At 66.9% G+C, this 20,333-nt stretch carries 19 protein-coding genes; 6 read left to right on the top strand and 13 right to left on the bottom strand.

Features of this window, described 5'->3' with window-relative positions; all coding sequences use genetic code 11:
* Nucleotides 1-3: 3 nt before the first annotated feature.
* The 7 genes from ACFXHA_RS22565 to ACFXHA_RS22535 all read right to left on the bottom strand — a co-directional run bounded on the left by ACFXHA_RS22565 (nt 4) and on the right by ACFXHA_RS22535 (nt 6,967).
* Entirely contained in the window at nt 4-1,044 is a 1,041-nt protein-coding gene (locus ACFXHA_RS22565; RefSeq protein WP_379359783.1) for an SDR family NAD(P)-dependent oxidoreductase, read from the bottom strand.
* Entirely contained in the window at nt 1,041-1,310 is a 270-nt protein-coding gene (locus ACFXHA_RS22560; protein WP_379359781.1) for a hypothetical protein, read from the bottom strand. The genes ACFXHA_RS22565 and ACFXHA_RS22560 overlap by 4 nt, the downstream gene beginning before the upstream one ends.
* The gene (locus tag ACFXHA_RS22555; RefSeq protein WP_379359779.1) at nt 1,307-3,139 is read right to left on the bottom strand and encodes a fatty acid CoA ligase family protein; all 1,833 of its coding nucleotides are present in this window, start codon (nt 3,137-3,139) and stop codon (nt 1,307-1,309) included. Before ACFXHA_RS22555 ends, ACFXHA_RS22560 begins: the two co-directional genes overlap by 4 nt.
* On the bottom strand, nt 3,136-4,047 hold the full coding sequence (locus ACFXHA_RS22550; protein WP_379359777.1) for a hypothetical protein: 912 nt from the start codon (nt 4,045-4,047) through the stop codon (nt 3,136-3,138). Before ACFXHA_RS22550 ends, ACFXHA_RS22555 begins: the two co-directional genes overlap by 4 nt.
* Before the next feature lie 11 nt (nt 4,048-4,058).
* A complete protein-coding gene (locus tag ACFXHA_RS22545) occupies nt 4,059-5,111 on the bottom strand; it encodes a 3-oxoacyl-ACP synthase III family protein (protein WP_379359776.1) in 1,053 nt (350 codons plus the stop codon).
* 375 nt (nt 5,112-5,486) lie between these two features.
* Nucleotides 5,487-6,179, bottom strand: a complete 693-nt coding sequence (locus ACFXHA_RS22540; RefSeq protein ID WP_379359774.1) for a TetR/AcrR family transcriptional regulator — start codon at nt 6,177-6,179, stop codon at nt 5,487-5,489.
* A gap of 119 nt (nt 6,180-6,298) precedes the next feature.
* Nucleotides 6,299-6,967 (bottom strand): TetR/AcrR family transcriptional regulator, encoded by a 669-nt coding sequence (locus ACFXHA_RS22535; RefSeq protein ID WP_379359772.1) that lies wholly within the window; start codon nt 6,965-6,967, stop codon nt 6,299-6,301.
* 165 nt (nt 6,968-7,132) lie between these two features.
* On the opposite strand from ACFXHA_RS22535, the gene ACFXHA_RS22530 reads away from it, so the two are divergent.
* Nucleotides 7,133-7,936 carry a helix-turn-helix domain-containing protein gene (locus ACFXHA_RS22530; protein WP_379359770.1) on the top strand — a complete coding sequence of 268 codons (804 nt, stop codon included), beginning with the start codon at nt 7,133-7,135 and terminating at the stop codon, nt 7,934-7,936.
* An 8-nt stretch (nt 7,937-7,944) separates the two neighbouring features.
* The gene (locus tag ACFXHA_RS22525; RefSeq protein WP_379359768.1) at nt 7,945-8,748 is read left to right on the top strand and encodes a helix-turn-helix domain-containing protein; all 804 of its coding nucleotides are present in this window, start codon (nt 7,945-7,947) and stop codon (nt 8,746-8,748) included.
* A 267-nt stretch (nt 8,749-9,015) separates the two neighbouring features.
* On the opposite strand, the gene metG is transcribed toward ACFXHA_RS22525, so the two are convergent.
* Nucleotides 9,016-10,575 carry a methionine--tRNA ligase gene (gene metG / locus ACFXHA_RS22520; protein ID WP_379359766.1) on the bottom strand — a complete coding sequence of 520 codons (1,560 nt, stop codon included), beginning with the start codon at nt 10,573-10,575 and terminating at the stop codon, nt 9,016-9,018.
* 89 nt (nt 10,576-10,664) lie between these two features.
* Between metG and ACFXHA_RS22515 the strand changes: the two genes are divergently transcribed.
* Both ACFXHA_RS22515 and ACFXHA_RS22510 read left to right on the top strand, forming a co-directional pair.
* Nucleotides 10,665-11,492: a TatD family hydrolase gene (locus tag ACFXHA_RS22515; protein ID WP_379359764.1), complete on the top strand. Its 828-nt coding sequence runs from the start codon at nt 10,665-10,667 to the stop codon at nt 11,490-11,492.
* 215 nt (nt 11,493-11,707) lie between these two features.
* Nucleotides 11,708-12,835 carry a transglycosylase family protein gene (locus tag ACFXHA_RS22510; RefSeq protein WP_379359762.1) on the top strand — a complete coding sequence of 376 codons (1,128 nt, stop codon included), beginning with the start codon at nt 11,708-11,710 and terminating at the stop codon, nt 12,833-12,835.
* Here the strand turns inward: ACFXHA_RS22510 and ACFXHA_RS22505 are convergent, their stop codons facing one another.
* The 3 genes from ACFXHA_RS22505 to ACFXHA_RS22495 form a co-directional block, all read right to left on the bottom strand.
* A complete protein-coding gene (locus tag ACFXHA_RS22505; RefSeq protein ID WP_379359760.1) occupies nt 12,836-12,967 on the bottom strand; it encodes a hypothetical protein in 132 nt (43 codons plus the stop codon).
* Between the two features lie 107 nt (nt 12,968-13,074).
* Nucleotides 13,075-13,956 (bottom strand): 16S rRNA (adenine(1518)-N(6)/adenine(1519)-N(6))-dimethyltransferase RsmA, encoded by an 882-nt coding sequence (gene rsmA, locus ACFXHA_RS22500; RefSeq protein ID WP_379359758.1) that lies wholly within the window; start codon nt 13,954-13,956, stop codon nt 13,075-13,077.
* Between the two features lie 13 nt (nt 13,957-13,969).
* Nucleotides 13,970-15,169: a lipase family protein gene (locus ACFXHA_RS22495; protein WP_379359756.1), complete on the bottom strand. Its 1,200-nt coding sequence runs from the start codon at nt 15,167-15,169 to the stop codon at nt 13,970-13,972.
* Between the two features lie 191 nt (nt 15,170-15,360).
* On the opposite strand from ACFXHA_RS22495, the gene ACFXHA_RS22490 reads away from it, so the two are divergent.
* Nucleotides 15,361-16,872, top strand: a complete 1,512-nt coding sequence (locus tag ACFXHA_RS22490) for an alpha/beta fold hydrolase (RefSeq protein ID WP_379359754.1) — start codon at nt 15,361-15,363, stop codon at nt 16,870-16,872.
* Here ACFXHA_RS22490 and ACFXHA_RS22485 read toward each other — a convergent pair whose 3' ends face one another.
* Entirely contained in the window at nt 16,873-18,030 is a 1,158-nt protein-coding gene (locus ACFXHA_RS22485) for a lipase family protein (protein WP_379359752.1), read from the bottom strand.
* A gap of 164 nt (nt 18,031-18,194) precedes the next feature.
* Here ACFXHA_RS22485 and ACFXHA_RS22480 point away from each other — a divergent pair, with 164 nt between their 5' ends.
* The gene (locus tag ACFXHA_RS22480) at nt 18,195-18,962 is read left to right on the top strand and encodes an SDR family NAD(P)-dependent oxidoreductase (protein ID WP_379359750.1); all 768 of its coding nucleotides are present in this window, start codon (nt 18,195-18,197) and stop codon (nt 18,960-18,962) included.
* 3 nt (nt 18,963-18,965) lie between these two features.
* Here ACFXHA_RS22480 and ACFXHA_RS22475 read toward each other — a convergent pair whose 3' ends face one another.
* Entirely contained in the window at nt 18,966-20,303 is a 1,338-nt protein-coding gene (locus ACFXHA_RS22475) for a 2OG-Fe(II) oxygenase (RefSeq protein ID WP_379359748.1), read from the bottom strand.
* Nucleotides 20,304-20,333: the final 30 nt, after the last annotated feature.

Raw genomic sequence — 20,333 nt, 5'->3', positions numbered from 1 at the left:
TGCCTAGATCTTCTCGTTCAAAGCAACAATGCCGCCCTGGGTTTCGAGCCAGGCCAGGAAGTCGGTGAGTCCGGTTTCGCGGTCCACGATCGCCCGGTAGCCGAAATCCTTTGCGGCGGCCGAGGTGTCGTAGGTCGCGGTGCGGGTCATCAACGCCACCACGTAGCGCGACAGCGGCGGTGACCAGCGGGTGGCGACGAACGGTATGCGCCAGACGGTTTCGATGGCGGCCACGATGGCGTTCAGGACGCGCGGGTTCGGCTGCCGGGTCGGCTTCGGGTAGCCCAGACCGGTGGCGACGTCGCCGAGGAAGCCCCACACGTCGGTCTGCTCGGCATCGGCGATGAAATACGGTTTGCCGCCGATGTTTTCGGACTGCGCTGCCAGCACGCACGCCTCGACGATGTTCTCCACATGGCACAGCGAGGCCTTGACCTGCTTGCCGTAGGACAGATCCGGCAGCGTGCCCTCCGCCGCGCGTCCCAACAGTCGCACGATCGGCCCGGAGCGGTCGCCCGCACCCCAGATGGCGCGCGGACGCAGTGCACAGGCGGCGAATTCCGCTGTATTCGAGGCCAGTACCAGCCGCTCGGCCTCGGCCTTGGTCTCCGAGTACAGGTTCAGGTACCGGTGCGGGTACGGCACCGATTCGTCGACGTCCACCTGGTCGCCGCCGTCGCGGTCCATGAGCGCGCTCGGGCTCGAGATGAACACGAACCGCCCCGCACCGTTGCGTTTGGCCGCACGCACCAGATTGTCGGTGGCCGTGACATTCTCGGCCACGAACTGCGCCCGGGTACCGCGATCGTCCACCCGCGCCGCGCTGTGGAAGACCACGTCCACGCCCTTGGTGGCGCGTTCCAGCGAAACCTGGTCGGTGAGGTCGCCGGTGATGATCTCGATCTGGTCGATCACGTCGTACAGGTCGCGCAGATTGCTGCTGGCCCGCGCCAGAATGGCCACCTCGTAGTCGCCGTCGCGGACCAGGCGGCGCACCAGCGCCCCGCCCAGGAATCCGGACGCGCCCGTCACCAGTGCTTTCACGCCGCCTCCTGGGTTTTCCACCAAGTGATTCCGAAGATCTGGGTCATGGCCGCCGTCTTCAACGGCGAATGTTCGGTCCCTGCCGTGGCTTTCAGCGCGGCCGGGATCTGCGCCGCGTGCACGACGAGGCTGAGGAACGCGTCGATCCAGAACACCGCCCGCAACAACCGGTTGGCGGGAGCACGATCGCCCGCCGCCAGTAGCAGGCCGAGGGCCAGATACAGCCACCCCAGTACCGGAATCGCCCGCAGCACAGTCACCTTCATCGTCCATCCACCTTTCCGAGCTGCTCCGCCGCCCAGACCGCGAGCTGTTCGCGGCCGATCTTGGCATTGTGGCGGATGTCGACCGGGAACTTCGGATGGAACAGGAAGGTGGAAACCGGTGCGGTGACATCGAATTCGGCGGCCCGCTTGCGCAGTTCGGCCGTCAGCACGGCATGATCCGCGCCCGGCTGCGCCTCGACGCAGAGCACCGGCAGCTGGGTGCCGCGCGTGCCCACACCGACCAGCGCGGTGCGCGCGACGCCCGGGACGATATTGAAGACCTGCTCGACCTGCACCGAGAACATCGGCCCGTCGACGGTCGAAAGTCGCTGACTCTTGCGGCCGCAGAACCAGATTCGCCCCTCGCCGTCGATCCAGGCCAGGTCGCCGGTGCGATGCCACACCACGTCGCCGTCGCGGATCTTGCCGGCCAGGTTGGCCGCCTCCGGCCAGTAATAGCGGGTGCTCACGTTCGGCCCGGACACCACCAGCTCACCGATGCCGCGGGTGTCCGCCAGCTCGGTCTCGCGGGCCTGCGCCTGCGCCCAGGTGGGGAGCGGATCGTCGGTGATGGCGACCAGTTGCGCCCGCACGCCCTCGGCGGGACGGCCGACGCAGGTGCCGTCGCCCAGCTGGGCGCGCTCGGCCAAACCGTCGAGGAGTTCCCGGGATTCGATGGTGGACATGGGCAGGGCCTCGGTCGAGCCGTAGCCGGCGTACACCTCGGCGTCGGTGGCCAGCACCCGTCGCAGCCCGGCGATGCACCAGTCCGGGACGGGCGCGCCGCCGGAGAAGATGCTGTGCAGGGTGGGCACCGGCGTGTGGTGCTGCTCGAGATGCCGCAGCAGCGGAATCAGGACGGCGGGCGAGGCGAACATGGTCTTCACACCGAACCGGTTGAGGGCGTCGACCACGTGCGCCGGATCGGTCGAACCGACCTTGCTGGGCACCAGGGGCGGCAGCACACAACGGGATCCGAGCAGCATGTCCAGAATCCCCACCAGCGGCAGGGTGATCAGCGAGGTGCCCGGCTCCACCCGGCCGCGCGCGGCATGCACCTGCTCGACCATGGAGCTGAGATTGCCGTGCGTCATCTCCACGGCCTTCGCGGGACCGGTGCTGCCGGTGGTGAAGGCGATGAGCAGCACCTCGTCGTCGGGTGCCGGGACCCGCTCGCGCAGGGTGAAGGCGTCGAACGGGGCGCGATGCTCGGTCTTCGCCGCAGCGGTCCTTCGGGATTCGAGCGTGGACAGCAGCTCCTCGAGCCTGGCGGCCACCTTGGCGCTGCGCGGCCCGGCCGCTTCGAGCTCGGTCCGCAGCCGGTCGCCGAGGCGGCCCGTGGTCACCGGCGCATCCCAGTCGCGCAGGGTCGGGCCGCCCCAGAACCAGCGCGGGCCGACGGTGAGAGTCACCCGCACGTTCCGGAAGTACTTGGCGAACAGCTTGCGCGCCGCGTGCGCCTGCGGAATCCCGATGAAGGCCTCGGCATCGGCGGCGCGCAGGCAGTTGAGCATCTTGCGCAAGCCCATGCCCGGGTCGATGACCACCGGGACCGCGCCGATCTTCAACAGCCCCAGCATGATCGCGTACAGCTCCGGGCTGGGCAGCACCAGCACGATGGTGCGGGTGCCGCGGCCCACCCCGGCGGCGGCCAGGTGCAGGCCGATGGTGTCGGACCACTCGTCGAGCTCACGGTAGGTGAGGTGGCGGTAGTCCGGGAGGCCGGAGGCGGTCTTCCCCGCGGGGTAGATCACCGCCTCACGGTCCGGATCGGCGGCCGCGACCGCGCGGAAGCGGTCGATGGCGCGCCAATAGGTCGCGGTGGTCACGCCGCGGCTCCGGCGAGGGCCGGGAGCCGGTAGACGACGGCCGCCGCCGACGGGCCCGCGCCCGCCGCCACGAACAGCACATCGCGGTAGGCCGCGAGCGAATCCGCCGCGACGGCAGCGTCGTACGCCAACGGCAGCGAGGCCGTGTGCGGGTCGCCCTGGGACAGATCGGGGGTGAAGACGGCCTCCGGTGCGATGCCGAGTTCGGCGGCCAGCAGCGCCGGGAACTCGCCGCTGGGCGTGGACGCGATGAGGGCCGTGGTGGTCTCGTCGATATCGCTGCCCGCGAGGGCGGCGCGGGCGGCCTCGGCGGCCACCGCGAGCAGCCGGTCCAGGTAGTCCGGCTCCCGGTCGACCGTCATGAGCCCGCGACCACGGTCGCCCATGGTCTCGGCGTCCACGTAGGACTCCAGGCCGGGCGTGCCCTCGGCGGCGCGGGTGTGCACCCGTCCGAAGCCCTCGGGCTCGTCGGTCTGCTCCAGCAGCAGCGCGGCACCGGCTGTGGCATAAGGGAATTCGTCGTCGGCCGCGGAGCGGGTCAGCGACGGATGGGTGTCACCGGACACGATCAGCACGTGCTCGGCGCTGCCGGTGGCCAGTACCGCCTGCGCCACCTGCACCGCGTTGAGCACACCCGTGCCCGCGTTCATCAGGTCGAAGGAGAACGACCGCGGGTCCTCCTTCACGTAGTCCAGCCCGATGCCCGCGGCCTTCTGGATGAGCGCCGACACGGCGGGCTCGACGGTGTTGTTGTCGCGGAAGATGCCCGCGTTGATCATCACGCCGACCTGCCCGGGCTCGATGCCCGCGCTCTCCATGGCCCGCTTCGCGGCCCGGCCGCTGAGCTCCACGATGCTGAAAGTGTCGGTGTCCCGGCTGATTCCGGTGGATTTGATGCGCACGCCCATGTTCGTAGACCTCAGACCTTCAGCGACGAGATGGTGGTGGACAGGAAGCCGCCGACCACGCCGGAGGCGGCCGGGATCATCAGGATCTTGGAGCCGGTGGTGATGGCCTGCTGACTCAGCTGATCGTGCAGCACGATGAAATGCGAAGTGCTGGAGGTGTTTCCGTACTTCTCGATGACGTTCAGGTCCGGCGGCATGGGGTGGCCGAACTCGCGTTCCGCGATGGCGTTCATGTACGGAATCGCCGCCGCGCCGAACTGGTGGTGGATGATGTAGTCGAAATCCTCATCGGCGAAGGTGATTCCGCGCTCTTCCATGAAGTTGCGCTGGGTGTCGGTCCACAGCAGGAACCGCGCCTCGTTGTGCATCTTGCGGTTGTCGGTGTAGAGCGCCACGCCGTTGGTCTTGTCGCTGGGCATGCCCAGGCACAGGTGTGAGAACTCCGACGCGGTGGTCAGTTCGATGTAGTGGATCTTGTCGTTGTCGTCGACGGCCTCGTCGAGCACCACGCACGCGCCGGAATCGCCGACGGTCAAAGAGGCGAATTGCAAATCGTATTTACTGGAAATCTCATTCACGGCCGTCTCCGCAATAGGAGTAATGGCCTCACCGCTGACCACGATGCCGCGTTTCACCGCGCCACTGCGAATCATGCGGTCGAGAATGTAGACGCCACTCATCATGCCCGCGCAGGCATTCGAGAGATCGAAGGCGATGACATCCTCGCGGGCGCCGATGGCCCGGCCGATCGCGCCGGCGAAGGACGGCTCCATGTACATCTTGGTGCCGTGCTTGCTGCGCGTGATGGAGGTGGAGATGATGACGTCGAGATCGCCTGCGGCATAGGATGACCTGGACAGACTGTCCTCGACGGCCTTCATGGCCAGCACGAAGGAGTCTTCCCGGCTCTCCGGCCGGTTGTCGCGGAAACGCCGTTCCTTGACGCCCGTGATTCGTTCGAGATCGAACTCGGGGACTTCCTTCAATTGCGAAAGCAATTCGGCTGTGGTGACACGCTTCTCGGGCAGATAAGCGCCGATGGACTCGAATCGAGATTGCGGCACAGGGGACTCCTGGAACTAGGAAGAAAAGTGAACGTCAAGCTCGGATGAAATGAGGCTACCCGAGAGTAACTAGCACTGGGAACTCAAGCGTTCCGTGTAGCTGTCTGGGACGAATGATGAACGCACGCTTAGTGTTACCGCCGGTGCCGCAAAGATTTTCGGCCCAGCCGTCGCGGTCATCCGGGCGCTGAAATGGGCATAAGCCATCCGCCGGGCGCGGTGGGCAACACCTGGCTATCTGACGTTATGTGTCATCGATATGGCACGCGAATGACGAACCGGGGGTTTCGCTGTGAGTGACTTCACCCCGGTACGCCGAAGTACTGCCCCGTCGTCATTCGTCGGCGCAAACTGTCTGAGCGACAGCGGTTTTCGCTAGTCGCGCGGCGGTAATCCCAGTACCGCGACGACGAACTCGACGAACAGCGGGGCCAGTTCGGGCACCCGGTGCGCACCGTCGGCCACGATGACCCGGCGGGTGCGCTCCCCGATGGCGTCGGGAATCAGTTGGAAGAGCGCATCGGTGATTAGCGGCAGACTGGGGTCCGTCTCCCGCGCCTGCGCGTAGAACACCCGATACAGATCGGCGAAGCGGTCCACCGCCAGATCGCGCAGTGCCACCGACTCCTGATCCACCTTGAACGCGTCGACCAGCATCAGGCGCGCGAAATCCGGTTCGGAGGCCACGGTTTCGCAGAAGGTCACCACTATCGACTCGATGCGTGCGTACGCCCCGGCGTCGGTGGGCAACTGGGCCAGCTCCTCGACGATGCGCGCCGCGATGATGTCGGAGCCGGTGCGCACCGCCTCCACGAAGCAGTGCTCCTTGTTGCTGAAGTGCTCGTAGAAGGTGCTGCGCGAAACCCGTGCGCGGGCCACGATGTCCGACAGCGTGGTGGCGCCGTAGCCCTTGGCCTCGACGCATTCCACCATGGCCTCGAGCAGTCGGCCGCGCTGGGAGGTGAGTACCGCATTGCGGGCGGCGCGATGCCGCTCCTCGAAATGTGTGCGCTGCAGGGTGGTTCCATTCGGTTCGTTTGCCGGTGTCCAAGCCTGCCTGTCGCGCATTCATTCCTCCGTTACTGAACCGCGGCCCCTTCAGATCGTCATTATCATCGGGTCGCGAGGGCGCCGCCGGGGCGGCATTGCGGGCGGGTGACCTCAGTCGCTCTCGCCGGGGTGTCGGTTTACTCCGGTGGTAGTCGCAGTACCGCGAAGGCGAAGTCGCGCAGATCCGGAATGTGTTGCGGCAGTTGGTCGATCTCGCCGCGCTCCACCAGCCGCCGGGTGCGTTCGGCTATGGCGTCGATGATCAGCGCCAGCTGTGCGTCGTTCACCCGCGGCACCGCGCTCGATTCCTCGCGGGCCCGCTGCTGGAACTCGGTGTAGAGCGCCGCGAACATATCCAGCGAGGCGTCGTGTCGGTCCACCGCCGCCCCGCCCGCCTTGATCGCCTCGACCAGGACCAGCCGGGACAGCTGTGGCTCGGCCACGATCACCTCGCAGTAGGTGATCAGCGAATTGGTCACCAGCCCGCGCACATCCGGATGCTCGAGCCGCGCCATCTCCTCGCACAGCCGCGTGTACAGCAGATCGGCCCCCGCCTCCACCGCCGCTACGAAACACTCCTCCTTGCCGGCGAAGTGCTCGTAGAAGGTACTGCGCGAAACCCGCGCCCGCCCCACGATGTCGGTCAGTGTGGTCGCGGCATACCCCTTCAGCTCCACGCACTCGCTGATCCCCTCCAGTAGCCGCCCCCGCTGCGAGATCAACAACGCCTCCCGGGTCGCCCGATGTCGATCCGAGCACTCGTCGCCCCGAACTCCCGCCTCGTCCTCCATCTCGATAGCGCTCATGCCCATATCGTTGCATCGCTACTGCAACTTGCTCACATCGCCCCGTAGCTGCGCGAAGTCCGCACGACCCCGGCCCCCGCCGTAGGCTGACGCTGCCGGAAGTTGGATCTCGACCGCCGCTTCGGTAGAAATTGCGGAGAGATTGCTGAATCCTCGAGGGGCAGCGTGAGCCAGGAGGTAGGCCGACAAGTGGTGACCGGCGAGATCGCACCTGTCCCCGAACAGCCCCTGCTCGGATTGTTCATGCGCTACCGGCGCGAGAGCCTGGGACTCACGCAGGAAGAGGTCGCGCGGCGGATGTTCGTCAGCGTCTCGCTGTATCGCAAGCTGGAGAGCGGCGAGCGCCCCATGTCCACGGACCGCCTGGCCGACTGGAGCGTCGCCATGGAGGCGCCGGAGTGGTTGCTGCGCAAGATGGTCTCGGTGGCGATGCCGAAGCTGACCTCCGTCGAGGCGGGGGTGTGGCCACCGGCATTGCGCGCGGAAGACATCGAACACCTGGAGACCTTCCCGTTCCCGGCCTTCTATCACCGCGTGCCCGAATACGAGGTGCTGGCGTCGAACGAGGCCGCGCGCCAAGCCTTTCCGTGGCTGTTGCCCACCGCCGAGGACGCCGATCGGCCCACCAATGTCATCGTGCAGATGATGACCACCCCGATCGCGCGCGAGGCCCTGATCAACTGGGAGTTGATCGTGCACCGCCTGCTGTTCGTGCTGCGGATCAATGCGCCCGGCATTGTCGCCCCGGAACGCCTCGCCCAGATCGTCGACGCCTGCCGGAGCAACCCGGACTTCGAGCGCCTCTGGAACACCGATATGCGAGAAGAGGATTGGAACGACTCGCTGGTGCGGGTGCGCAATCCGGAGACGGGCGGCGAAATTCACCTGACCATGCGCTCCTACAACGCCTGGCATCCCGATAACTGTCCCTACCAGCTGTTCATGCTCACACCGCGGGTGCCGAACTAGGGGGTCGCATGTCCGCAATCCTGGATCTGCCTCCCGAGCAGCCGCTGGTCGGGACCTACATGCGGTATCGACGCGAGACGCTCGGCCTCACGCAGGAGGAAGTCGCCCGGCGGATGTACATCAGCGTGTCGCTCTACCGGAAGCTGGAGAACGGGGAGCGCGTCGTATCGGCCGACCGGCTCGAGGACTGGTGCGCCGCCATGGACGCACCGCTGTGGTTGCTCGAGAAAATGGTCTCGCTCGCCATGCCCAAGGCGTCGAGCCTCGCGGTCGGAAGCTGGCCGCCGGATCTGCGCCAGGAGGACCTCGACCACCTGGAGGCGCTGCCGGTCCCCGCGTTCTTCCATCAGTTCCCCGAGCAAGAGGTGCTCGCCGCCAACGCCATTGCGCTCGCGGGTTTCCCGTGGCTGGCCCCGGCGAGTCCGGATGCCGAGCGCCCGGTGAACGTCATCGAGCAGTTCATGACCATCCCCGAGGCCCGCGAGCTGATCGTCAACTGGGAGACCGTTGTTCGCCGGCTGCTGTTCGGCCTCCGCGTCATGTCGCCGGGGGTCGTCGATCCGGCCCGGCTCGAGCAGATCCTGGATACCTGCCGCACCAACCCGGACTTCGACAGGCTCTGGGCAACCGGCATGAGCGAAGAGCTGTTCAACGACTCGCTGGTGCAGGTCCGCTTTCCCGGCATGGACGCGCCCGTGAGCTTTACGATGCGCTTCTACAACGCCTTTCACCCACGGTGTGGTTACCAGCTGTTCATACTGACGCCGCGCGCGCCCGGCACTCCCACCGTGGATCCGCTCGCCGTGCTCTGACCTGGCTGCTCTCCGACTTGGATGCCCAGGTCAGCGCGAGTACCCCAATTCGTGCCGCTTACACGGGTTGACCGGCACCGCCGCTGGATCGGATGCTGTTTCGGCGAGATCAACTACTGCCCGATCCGATTCCGCGGATCGGGCAGTCGTGTGTTCGATGCGGCATTCCCATTCCGGTGTGGAGTTCGGAGGGGAATCTCCACCCGTAGCGACGGGTGTCTCGGTGGCCGCCCGCCGAAGGGGGGCGGGCGGCACCGGAATCTTCTTCTAGGACTTGGGCACTACGTACTTCGGGAAGACCACCTCGGGCTCGGGCAGCGAGGTGCCCGAGTTGAGCGGAGTGGCGATGTCCGCGAAGGTCCGCTCGGTGGCGCCGAGCAGGTCCAGGATCTTGCCCGCCGACGCGGGAATCACCGGCTGCACCAGGATCGAGACGATGCGCAGCACCTCCATGGTCACGTACAGGATGGTGCCCTCGCGGGCGACGTCCTCCGGGGTGCCCGACTTGGCCAGCGTCCACGGGGCCTGCGCCGAGAAGTAGCGGTTGGTCTCACCGAGGGTGAGCCACAGCTGCTCGAGGCCGAGATGGATCTGCTGCACGTCGAATTCGGCGCGGACGCTCGCCGCCAGACCGTTGGCACGATCCAGCAGGGCGCGGTCGTCCTCGGTGAACTCGCCGGGAGTCGGTACGACACCGCCGAAGTCGCGGGCCACCATCTTCAGGCAGCGCTGCGCGAGGTTGCCGTACTCATTGGCCAGATCGGAGTTGATCCGGCCGATGATCGACTCCTCGCTGTAGGAACCGTCCTGACCGTAGGAGATCTCGCGCAGCAGGAAGAAGCGCAGCGCGTCCACGCCGAAGGTCTCGACCAGGTCCAGTGGATCGACCACATTGCCGACCGACTTGGACATCTTCTCGCCCTTGTAGTTGACGAAGCCGTGCACGAAAACCCGCTTGGGGAGCTCGATTCCGGCGCTCATCAGGAACGCGGGCCAGTACACGGTGTGGAACCGCGAGATGTCCTTGCCGATGATGTGCAGATCCGCGGGCCAATACTTCTGGAACGACGGCGAATCCGTGTTCGGGAAGCCCGCGCCGGTGAGGTAGTTGGTGAGCGCGTCCACCCACACGTACATGACGTGATCGGGATGGCCGGGCACCGGCACACCCCAGTCGAAGGTGGTGCGTGAGATCGACAGATCCTTCAGCCCGGCCTTCACGTAGGAGACGATCTCGTTGCGCCGAGTCGCGGGCGCGATGAATCCCGGGTTGGTCTCGTACAGTTCGAGCAGCTTGTCCTGGTACTTGGACAGGCGGAAGAAGTAGTTCGACTCCTCGGTCCACTCCACCGGGGTCTTGGTGTCGGTGGAGATGCGGGTGCCGTCCTCGAGGAGGGTGGTCTCCTCGTCGGTGTAGAAGGCCTCGTCGCGCACCGAGTACCAGCCGTTGTAGGTGTCGAGGTAGATGTCGCCCGCGGCGACCATCCGCTCCCAGATGGCGACCGACGCGGCCAGGTGGTCGTCGTCGGTGGTGCGGATGAAGCGGTCGAAGGAGATGTCGAGCGTCTTGTCCATGGCCTCGAACACATCGGAGTTGCCGGAGGCATACTCCTGCTCGGTGAGTCCGGCGGCCTTGGCGGCCTGCTGCACCTTCTGACCGTGCTCGTCGGTTCCCGTCATATAGAACACATCGAAGCCGTCCAGCCGTTTGAAGCGGGCCAGGGCATCGGAGGAGATGTACTCGTAGGCGTGCCCGATGTGGGGAGTGCCGTTCGGGTACGCGATGGCCGTGGTGAGGTAAAAGGCGGGGCGTTCGGATGCGCTCATGGTGCTGACTACTCTATCTTTCGTGTCCTTCGTCGCTCGCGTGAATATCCCTGTGGCTGGTGTCGCCCGCTCTGTTCGGAGCGGTGGGCATGCGTAACAGCCGACCCGCGCCCGAACCGCCGCAGCCGCTGTCGCCCCTCATCGACGCGCACACCCATATCGACGCCTGCGGGGCCACCACGCCGGAAACGGTTGCGGCGCTGGTGGACCGGGCCCGCGCGGTCGGGGTGCGGGAGCTGGTCACGGTGGCCGACGATCTCGAGGCTGCGCGCTTCGCAGTGCAGGCCGCGAACTGGGACGACCGCGTGTACGCGGCGGTCGCGTTGCACCCGACGCGCGCCAACCACCTCGACGACGCGGCCAAGGCCGAGCTCGAAACGCTCGCCGCGGATCCGCGCGTGGTCGCGGTGGGGGAGACCGGGCTCGACTACTACTGGCCCGGCAAGCTCGACGGCTGCGCGGAGATCGAGGATCAGGTCGAGGGTTTCCGCTGGCACATCGACCTCGCCAAGCGCCTGGGCAAGGCCCTCATGATCCACAATCGTGAGGCCGATCACGACCTGCTCACCGTGCTGCTGGATGAGGGCGCGCCGGAAACCGTGATCTTCCATTGCTTCTCCTCCGACGCGAACATGGCGACGGCCTGCGTGGAGGAGGGTTACGTGCTGAGTTTCTCCGGCACGGTCAGTTTCAAGAATGCGCACGAATTGCGCGAGGCCGCGAAACTCGTTCCGGACGAACTGATTCTGGTCGAAACGGATGCCCCGTTCCTGACCCCGCACCCGTTCCGCGGTGCGCCCAACGAGTCGTACATGCTGCCCTACACGCTGCGTGCGTTGGCCGAAATCCGTGATCAGGATCCGCTGCAGCTGGCCAAGATCACCACCGCCAATGCCCGGCGCGTTTACGGAATCTGAGAACCAAAAGCTCGCAATCGGAACGGTTCTCGCAAAATTTATGCGAGGCCCGGCCCGGTTGGTCTTCTGTGTCGTGTCTCACTATGATCTAGCCCGATCGTGACTTACCTGCGGTTCGATATCGGGTCGTGATTTCAGTACCCGCAGTTCCGCCGGTAGTGGTTGTGAATCCCTCACCCCCTCGTTATCGTACTGTGACCATGCCGGGATTTCCGATGCACGCTTTGGCGAAGATCAACTCGTCGCGTTCCCCGATGTTGTACGGGGCCATCGCGGCGATGCTTGTCACGCTCATCGTCGGTGCGGGCGTGTCCATCATGGCGAAAAAGCAGGTCACCTTCGTGGTGGACGGCAAGGAGTTCGTCGAGAGCACCATGCGCGGCGACGTGCGCGGCGCGCTCAAGGACGCGGGCTACGGGCTCACCTCGCGCGACGATGTATCCCCTTCGGCCGGAGCGCATATCGGCGACGGATCCACCATCACGCTGAACCGGGCCCGCGAGGTCGCGCTCATCATCGACGGCACCCCGTCCAAGGCCTGGACCACCGCGCTCACCGTGGCCGACGCCATCACCAAGCTGAACCTGCCCGGCGACGTCTTCACCTCGCCCGCGCGCCCCAGCCCGCTGCCGCTGGAAGGTGCGCAGCTGCTGATCACCAACCCGCGCACGGTCGAGTTGTCCGACAACGGAGTTCCCGCATCGCTGGTGCGGCTGGCCGCCCCGACCATCGGAGAACTGCTCGAGGCGCAGGGCCGCCCGCTGATCAATCAGGACTTCGTGGTGCCGCCCGCGACCACTCCGCTGACCGAGGGCATGAAGATCACCGTCACCCGCAAGGTGGTGCAGAACCGCACCGAGCGGGTGCCGCTGGATCCGCCGGAGAACATCATCGAGGATCAGACGCTCAATATGAGCCACACGATCGTCGAGAACCCGGGCGTGCCGGGCACCCAGGACGTCACCTTCGCGGTCTCCATCGTGAACGGCCAAGAGGCGAGCAAGGATCCGATCAAGGCGAACGTGATCGTGCCCGCCCAGCCCAAGACCGTGCGTAAGGGCGCGAAGCCGGGCACCGAGGTCCCCGAGGTGCAGAACGGCAATACCTGGGACGCCCTGGCCAAATGCGAATCCGGCGGCAACTGGGCCATCAATACCGGCAACGGCTTCTTCGGCGGCATCCAGTTCGACCAGAACACCTGGGAACGCCAGGGCGGCACCCGTTATGCGCCGCGCGCGGATATGGCGACCCGCGAGGAGCAGATCGCCATCGCCGAAGTGACCCGCGCCCGTCAGGGTTGGGGCGCGTGGCCGGCTTGCACCTCGCGGCTGGGTATCAGCTAGCTAGAAGCCGTGCCCGGTGAGCAACTGGAACGGCATGCTGAGGAACATCAGCGCGACGAACAGTGAGGACCGGACCGGATCCCCGTTCAGATAGCCGTCGCGCAGCCAGGTCGTTGCTTCCGCCGAACCCATGTCGTCTCCCATTCGATTGCGAACACTGCCGTACGGCATGTCGATCTCGCGAATCCGGTTGTTACCGAATGGAAGTTGCTGGGCCGTGTCAGGACTGCTGCCCCGCGTCAGGACTGCTGGGCGAGGCGGACGTAGGCGGCGGTGTCGAGGGTTTCGCCACGAGCCGTCGGGTCGATTCCGGCGGCGACGAGGCGCTTCTCGGCCTCGGGGGCGGAACCCGCCCAGCTCGCCAGGGCCGCCCGCAGCGTCTTACGACGTTGCGCGAACGCGGCGTCGGCCACGGCGAAGACCTTCTGGCGGAAGGCTTCGTCCTGCGGCCACGGCGATTCGGCGAAACGGTCGATGCGCACCAGCCCGGATTCGACCTGCGGCACCGGCCAGAAGATCTGGCGGCCAACGGTTCCCGCGCGGCGCACGGTGCCGTAGAAGCCCGCCTTGACGCTCGGCACGCCGTAGATACGGCCGCCAGGGGTGGCCGCCAGCCGGTCGGCGACCTCCAGCTGCACCATGACGAGAGTGGTTCGGATACTGGGGAATTCGGCCAGCAGGCTCAGCAGCACCGGCACGGCCACGTTGTACGGGAGATTGGCCACCAGGGCGGTCGGCGCGGCGGGCAGGTCGGCGTGGGTGACCTTCATGGCGTCCATGGGCACCACCGTGAGCCGCTCGGTCAGCTCCGGCGCGCGCACGCCCACCGTCTCGGGCAGGTGGCCCGCCAGCGTCGGGTCGATCTCGACCGCGATCACCCGATCGACCACATCGAGCAGGGCCAGGGTCAGTGACCCGAGACCCGGCCCGACCTCGAGCACGGTGTCGTCGCGGCTGACGCCGGCGGTGGCCACGATGCGGCGCATGGTGTTCGCGTCGTGCACGAAGTTCTGCCCGAGCTGCTTGGTCGGGCGGACGCCGAAACGCTCCGCCAGCTCACGCACTTCGACGGGGCCCAGCAGGGCAGCTTTTCCACGACCGGCGACAACGGGTTCGGACATTCTGGAAAACCTATCAAGACACCGTGGGAGCGGCGAAGATGCGGTCGGTGAAGGCGTTCATGGCCGCCCACATCGCCGGATTCACCTCGGTGTGACCGCCGGTGCCGAGCACCGAACTGAAATCCACGCCGTTCGCCGCGAACTGGGCCATCAGGGCGGCGTGCAGCGGGGACGGGACGGTGGTGTCGGTCGTGTTGATCAGCAACAGGATCGGGGCGTCGTAGCCGCGGGTGGCCACGGTCATGTAGTCGCGCAGCACCGCCTGGAACGGACCCTCCGACAGCGAGCGGGACAGGATCGCCCCGGTGTCCACGCCCGCCATGCGATCGGTGAGCTCGCCGAGGCATTCGTACTGGATGCTGTCGAGCAGTTGCCGTCCGTAGTCGCTGAGATAGCTGTCGACCTGCGCGTCGGGGCGGGTCGCGCGCATACCGACCAGGATCGAGACGAAGAAGGCGTTGGTGTCTTGGCCCGAGGGGCCGGGCAGGGCGGGCACCCAGGGGCCGGCGATGGGCAGTACCTTCTCCACGTCCGAGGCCGGGTCGAGGGCGATGGTGCCGCGGAAGTCCAGCTCCGGCGCGGTGCGCACCTGATAGCTCGAACTGCCCAGGGCCGCATGCCCGCCCTGCGAGGCCCCGCTCACCGCCCAGGTGCGCGAGAGTTCGGGCCGGGCCGCGCGGGCCGCCTTCACCAGGTCGATGGTCGCGCCCGCCTCGGTGCTGATCTCCAGGTACGGGTGCGGGCCGGTGTCGAACAGGCCCAGGCCGATGTAGTCGGGCGCGACCACCGCGTAGCCCTTGTTCAGGAAGAACCGCATGATCAGCTCTTCCTCGCGGCGGCGGTAGGGGAGTACCTCCCGCTCCGGATCGGCCTGGCAGCCGCAGCCCGGGCCCAGGCCGGTGGTGCCGTGATCCCAGGCCATGATGGGCCAGCCGCCGGCGGGCGGCTGACCGGCCGGAACGAACAGCGCGCCGCTGGCTTTCACCGGTTCGCCGTTGGAGCGGGCCGTCCAGTATTCGACGGCGGACCCACCCCAGAGGTTGTGCCAGCCGTCGGGCTGGGTGGTGTCGGTGATCAGAGTGCCTGCGGCCGAACCGGGTTCGGCCGACACCCCAGTTTCGGGGGGTGTGGCGTGCGCTGCCGGGATGCTGACCAGTGCGCCAACGGCCAGCGTCGCAGCCAGGGTTCGCGTGAACGCGCCTGTAATCGGCATTCTTCCTCCAGCGGCGGGGCGGTGGGACTGATCGCCGCAGTCTATCGAGTCATTCGCTAGAGATTTGCCCAGCGGTCGGGTGCGGGCGTGGCGGTCGCGAGTGTCCGACCAAATCCGCCAGCTGACACCGTTTTTCACCGCACATCCGGGTAGCGTCGCCCCTCGGGAACTCTGACCTCGAAGGAGAGTGCATGCCCGCTCAGCGGATTCGACGGCTCGTCCTGGGAGCGACACTGCTCACCGCCGCTGTCGCGCTACCGGCGGGACCGGCGAACGCTGATGCCGCCGCGCTACCGGACCGCTTCACCCAGCAGACACTGGACTGGAAGCCCTGCGATGACGCGGTCCTGGATCCCGCCGGTGCCCTGTGCGCGGGTGTGCTGGTGCCGCTGGACTATTCCAATCCGGGCGGCCGGACGCTGACCATCGCCATCTCGCGCTTCGCCGCCACCGATCCGGCGCGCCGGCGCGGCATCCTGATGACCAATCCGGGTGGTCCGGGTGGCGCGGGTCTGCGCATGCCCGCCAACTATCTGACGAACCTGTCCGATGACGTGCGCGCCCAGTACGACATCATCGGCATGGACCCGCGCGGCATCGGCCGGTCCGAGAAGGTCGACTGCACGATTCCCATTCCGACCATGCTGTTCTCGGCCGGGTTCGACCTGTTCGGCTTCGCGCGTGACACCACGGTCGCGGCGGGTCTGGCCACCGCCTGCGTGGGCACCGATCCGGTCAAGGCGCGGCAGATCACGACGCGCAATACCGCGCGCGACATGGATCTCATCCGGGGTGTGCTCGGCGAGGCGAAGCTGAACTTCTTCGGTGCGTCCTATGGGACCTACCTGGGGACGGTCTATTCGCAGATGTTCGGTGACCACACCGACCGAATGGTTTTCGACAGTCCGATCGATCCGGCTCGCTACTACATCGGCCTCTACCAGGACATGGGTCCGATCAACGAGTACGCGCTGGACGACTGGGCCAAATGGGCTGCCCGCCATGACGATCTGTACCACTTCGGGGCGACCCCCGAGGCGGTCCGCGCCTGGGTCGAGGACCTTATCCGGCGCTCGGCGGGCCATGAGATCTACGGCAGCGGATTCCTCGTCGACGAGCACACCATCCCGATGCTGATCCTGGCCCTGCTGCCGAACCCGCAGTTCAACCCCAACCTCGCCGAGGTGCTCACCATGGTGGCCGGCGGTGTGGCGGGCGGGCCCATCGATATGGACGCGCTCAAGTCCAAGATCTTCTCGGTGGTGCCGCTGGACGCCTCGGCCATGGCCGCCGTTATGTGCGGCGACAAGGCCGCGCCCCGCGATCCGGCCTGGTACTACAAGAATGTCGACGCGGCCCGGGCGACGCAGCCGGTGTTCGGCGCGTTCGCCAACAACATCACCGCCTGCGCCTACTGGCCCGACCCGGTGGAGCCGCCCACCGAGGTCAGCAACAACAACACGCCCGTGCTGATCGTGGCCAATGTCCACGACACCCGCACCGCCTACGCGGAAGGGCTTGCGCTGCACGCGGATCTGCCGCAGTCTCGCCTGGTCACGCTGGCGGACACCAGGATTCACGCGTCGTTCCGGGATGGCCTGAGCCCCTGCCTGAACGACATCGTGAACACCTACCTCGCCACCGGCGTGCGGCCGGCCGAGGACGTGACCTGCGAGCCCGACTTCTCCTGGTTCCCGCAGTAGCTATTTGGCGGGAGTGGCCAGGATCCGATCGCTGAACGCGCCGATGGCATCCCACATCTGAGAGTTCAACTGGGTGTGGGAGCCGGTGCCGACCACGGTCTGGAAGTCGACGCGATTGACGGCGAACTGTGCGGCCAGCGCGGCGTGCAGGGGTGACGGCACGGTCGTGTCGGTCGCGTTGAGCAGCAACAGGATCGGCGCGTCGTAGCCGTTGACCGGGACCTCCATGTAGTCGCTCATGGCGGCCTGGAATTCCGGGGTGTTCAGCGGCCGCGAGAGCATGTCGCCGATGCCCATCCCGTCGACCACCTTCATGATGTCGACGAAGCACAGGCTCTGCGAATCGTCGACGACCTGCTTACCGCGCGGGGTCAGGTAGCTGTCGACATCGACCTCGGGGTGAGTCGCCCGCAGCCCGGCCAGCATGCTGACCACGAAGCCGTTCACCGCGGTTCCGGCCTGGCCCGGGATCTCCGGCACCCAGGGGCCGACGAAGGGCGTGATCTTCTCCAGATCCGACTCCGGATCGACGGCGATGGTGCCACGGAAGTCCAGGTCCGGCAGGGCGGATGCCTGCAGGTGCGCGGTGCCCAGGGCCGCCTGGCCGCCCTGCGAGAAGCCGGTCACCGCCCAGGTGCGGCCCAGCGCCGGATTCGCGGCGCGCGCCGCCTTCACCAGATCGATGGTGGATCCGGCCTCGGTGCTGATCTCCAGGTACGGGTGCGGGCCGGTGTCGAAGCGGCCCAGGCCCAGGTAGTCGGGCGCGACGACCGCGAAGCCCTTGTTCACGAAGTACTGGATGACCTGGTCTTCCTTGGGGCGGCTCAGCTTCGAGGTGTCGGTCTGCCCGCCGCAGCCCGGGCCCATGCCGGAGGTGCCGTGGTCGTAGGCCATGATCGGCCAGCCGCCCGCCGGGGCGGGGCCCGACGGAACGAACAGTGCGCCACTGGCTTTCACCGGTTCACCATTGGAGCGGGTGGTCCAGTAGTCGATGATGGTGCCGTTCGGCAGGCCCCGGAAGCCGTCGGGTGCGGCGGTGGTGGCGATGATCGCGCCCGCCGGATCGGCGTGGGCGGGAGCCCCCGGCAGAACCAACAGTGCACCCGCAGACGCTACGGCCGCAGTGAAAATCCGCGTCCGCCCAGCCACCAACCGCATGAATCCTCCATCAGGGTTTCCCGACCCATTTGCCAGTCGTATACGGGGGAAGAGCTTATCTATTTGAACAACGGTCCAGTATGAGAACACTCTGGCAATTAGCTACCGCAGGGTAGAAACGGCCACCCATTGACTCGACTTGAAACTTGTTCTAATTTCTCGCCATGACGCGCAGATACGAAGGTCGTCGGGTAATTGTCACCGGAGCGGGGTCGGGCATCGGGCAGGGCGTGGCCCTGCGATTGCTCGAGGAAGGCGCGCGACTGGTCGCCGCCGATGTGAACCCGGCCGGGTTGGCCGCCACCATCGACGCCGTTCCGGCCGACCAGCGCGACCGGGTGCGCACGCTGGTGCTCGACATCGCGGACCCGGACGCCGTGCGCACGGTCACCGCCGAGGCGCACGAATTCCTCGGCGGCCTCGACGTTCTCGTCAACGCCGCGGGCATCCTGCGCGCCGCGCACACCCACGACATGCCTCTGGAAGCCTGGAATCAGGTCATCGGCATCAACCTGACCGGCACCTTCCTGATGATCCAGGCCAACCTGCCCGCCCTCATCGAATCCGGGCACGGCGTCATCGTGAACTTCTCCTCCACCGCCGCCTTCGGCTCCAACCCGTACATGGCCGCGTACTCCGCGTCCAAGGCCGGGGTGAACGCGCTCACCCACTCCATCGCCCTCGAATACGTGAAAAAGGGCCTGCGCGCGGTGAATATCGTTCCCGGCGGCATCAGCACCGGCATCACGTCGGGGCTCGCCCTCCCCGCCGACGCCGACTGGTCCCTGATGGCCCGGCTCCCCGGCTGGATCGAAGGCGGCGCCCTCGGCAAGCCCGAGGACATCGCCGGCGTGGTCGCTATGGCCGCCTCCGACGACGGCCGCTACATGACCGGCACCGAACTCCGCGTCGACGGCGGCGCGCTCATGTAGCGCTCAGTTCCCCTTGGGCAACACCACGATTGCCGCGCGCCGATACCAGCGGTCCACCGTGCAGCCGTCGTTGCCCATGTAGCCCTCGGTCTCCACGGCGAAGGGCGATCCCGGCGATCGGGTTGTGTCACCGCACAACTCATCGTCGTAGATCGACGTATCGATCGCCTGCCCCGCGTCGCCCTGCCGGTCGAACCACCAGGTCAGGGTGACGTGGGAGGTGTACTGCCGCCCGAATTCCTCCGGGTTGATGAGGTCGGGATGGTCGGCGGGTTTCGCATTCCCGGACTCGTCCTCGAGGGGTTCGTCGACATCGTCGATCGGCTCGAAGTCCTCGTTCACGAGTTTCCATGCGCCGTCGAGGAATTCCCATTTCCGGCGGCGGCCGCACATCCATTCCTCGTCGTCGAAGGGCTCGTAGGCGTACGCCTCACGAACCTCGGCCGAGGCCAGCGCCGTCTCGCAGCCCGCCAGTCCCGCCGCCGCGATCAACGCGGCGGCGCGAGCCGCGTCACCACCCTTGAACAACGCCTGCGCGAGCCCCCGCTGCGAGTACTGATGGTCCAGCAGATAGATGAGGCGTTGCGGCGCACGGGTTTCCGGACCGCCGTCACGTCGCCATAACGGCACCTCCACCGGGGTTGCGAAATGCTCCCGCAACTGCTCTGCCAGCGCAGTCACCGGCCCGGCGGCTCCCGCACCGGTCCCGTTCTTCGCGATCAAGTTGTAGGTCAAGGAGATTCGATAACCCTCGGTAACCGGCAGCACCTCGTGCTCGCAGTCGGCGTAGAACGCCACGAACCCGAGCCGATCCGCCGCCCCCACATCGGTGATCGACTCTCCGTCATGCTCGACCACCAGCCCGCCACCGCTGAACTCCGACGGCAAGGTCACCACCAGCGTGCCGATCATCCCGTCGGCCTTCTCCGAATCCCGATGCCGCAGAAAGAATTGCCCGGGCTCGTACACCAACATCGAGTGCAACTCCGCCGACAGCTCACACTCCGCCGCCAACCCGAGATCCTCCCGCACTGCCTCGAGTACCGGCCCCAACGTCCGCCCCCACCGCTCCCGATCAATCCTCACCTTGCCCCGCGGAACTTCCCACGTATCTCGCACATTCGGATCCAGCAACGTCTGCTCCCGCAACCCGTACCGAGCCGGATCCGCCACCGCACACAACGCCCGCGCCTGCTCCGCCGACACCGGCCAAGCCAGCGCCCCAACCCCATCCACCTCGATCGACAGATCGCCCGCCGAACTGCTCCGCCGGGTGGCGAACCTCCCCGCCCCCACCCCCGCCAGCAACTCACCGATCGCCAGTACGCTCTGCTCGGTCATCCACATCTCCCCGGTTCAGGCCATTGCCAT

Origin of the sequence: Nocardia sp. NPDC059240, assembly GCF_042753865.1 — a bacterium.
Taxonomy (GTDB): domain Bacteria; phylum Actinomycetota; class Actinomycetes; order Mycobacteriales; family Mycobacteriaceae; genus Nocardia.
This window is presented reverse-complemented; position numbering and strand designations above follow the sequence as displayed.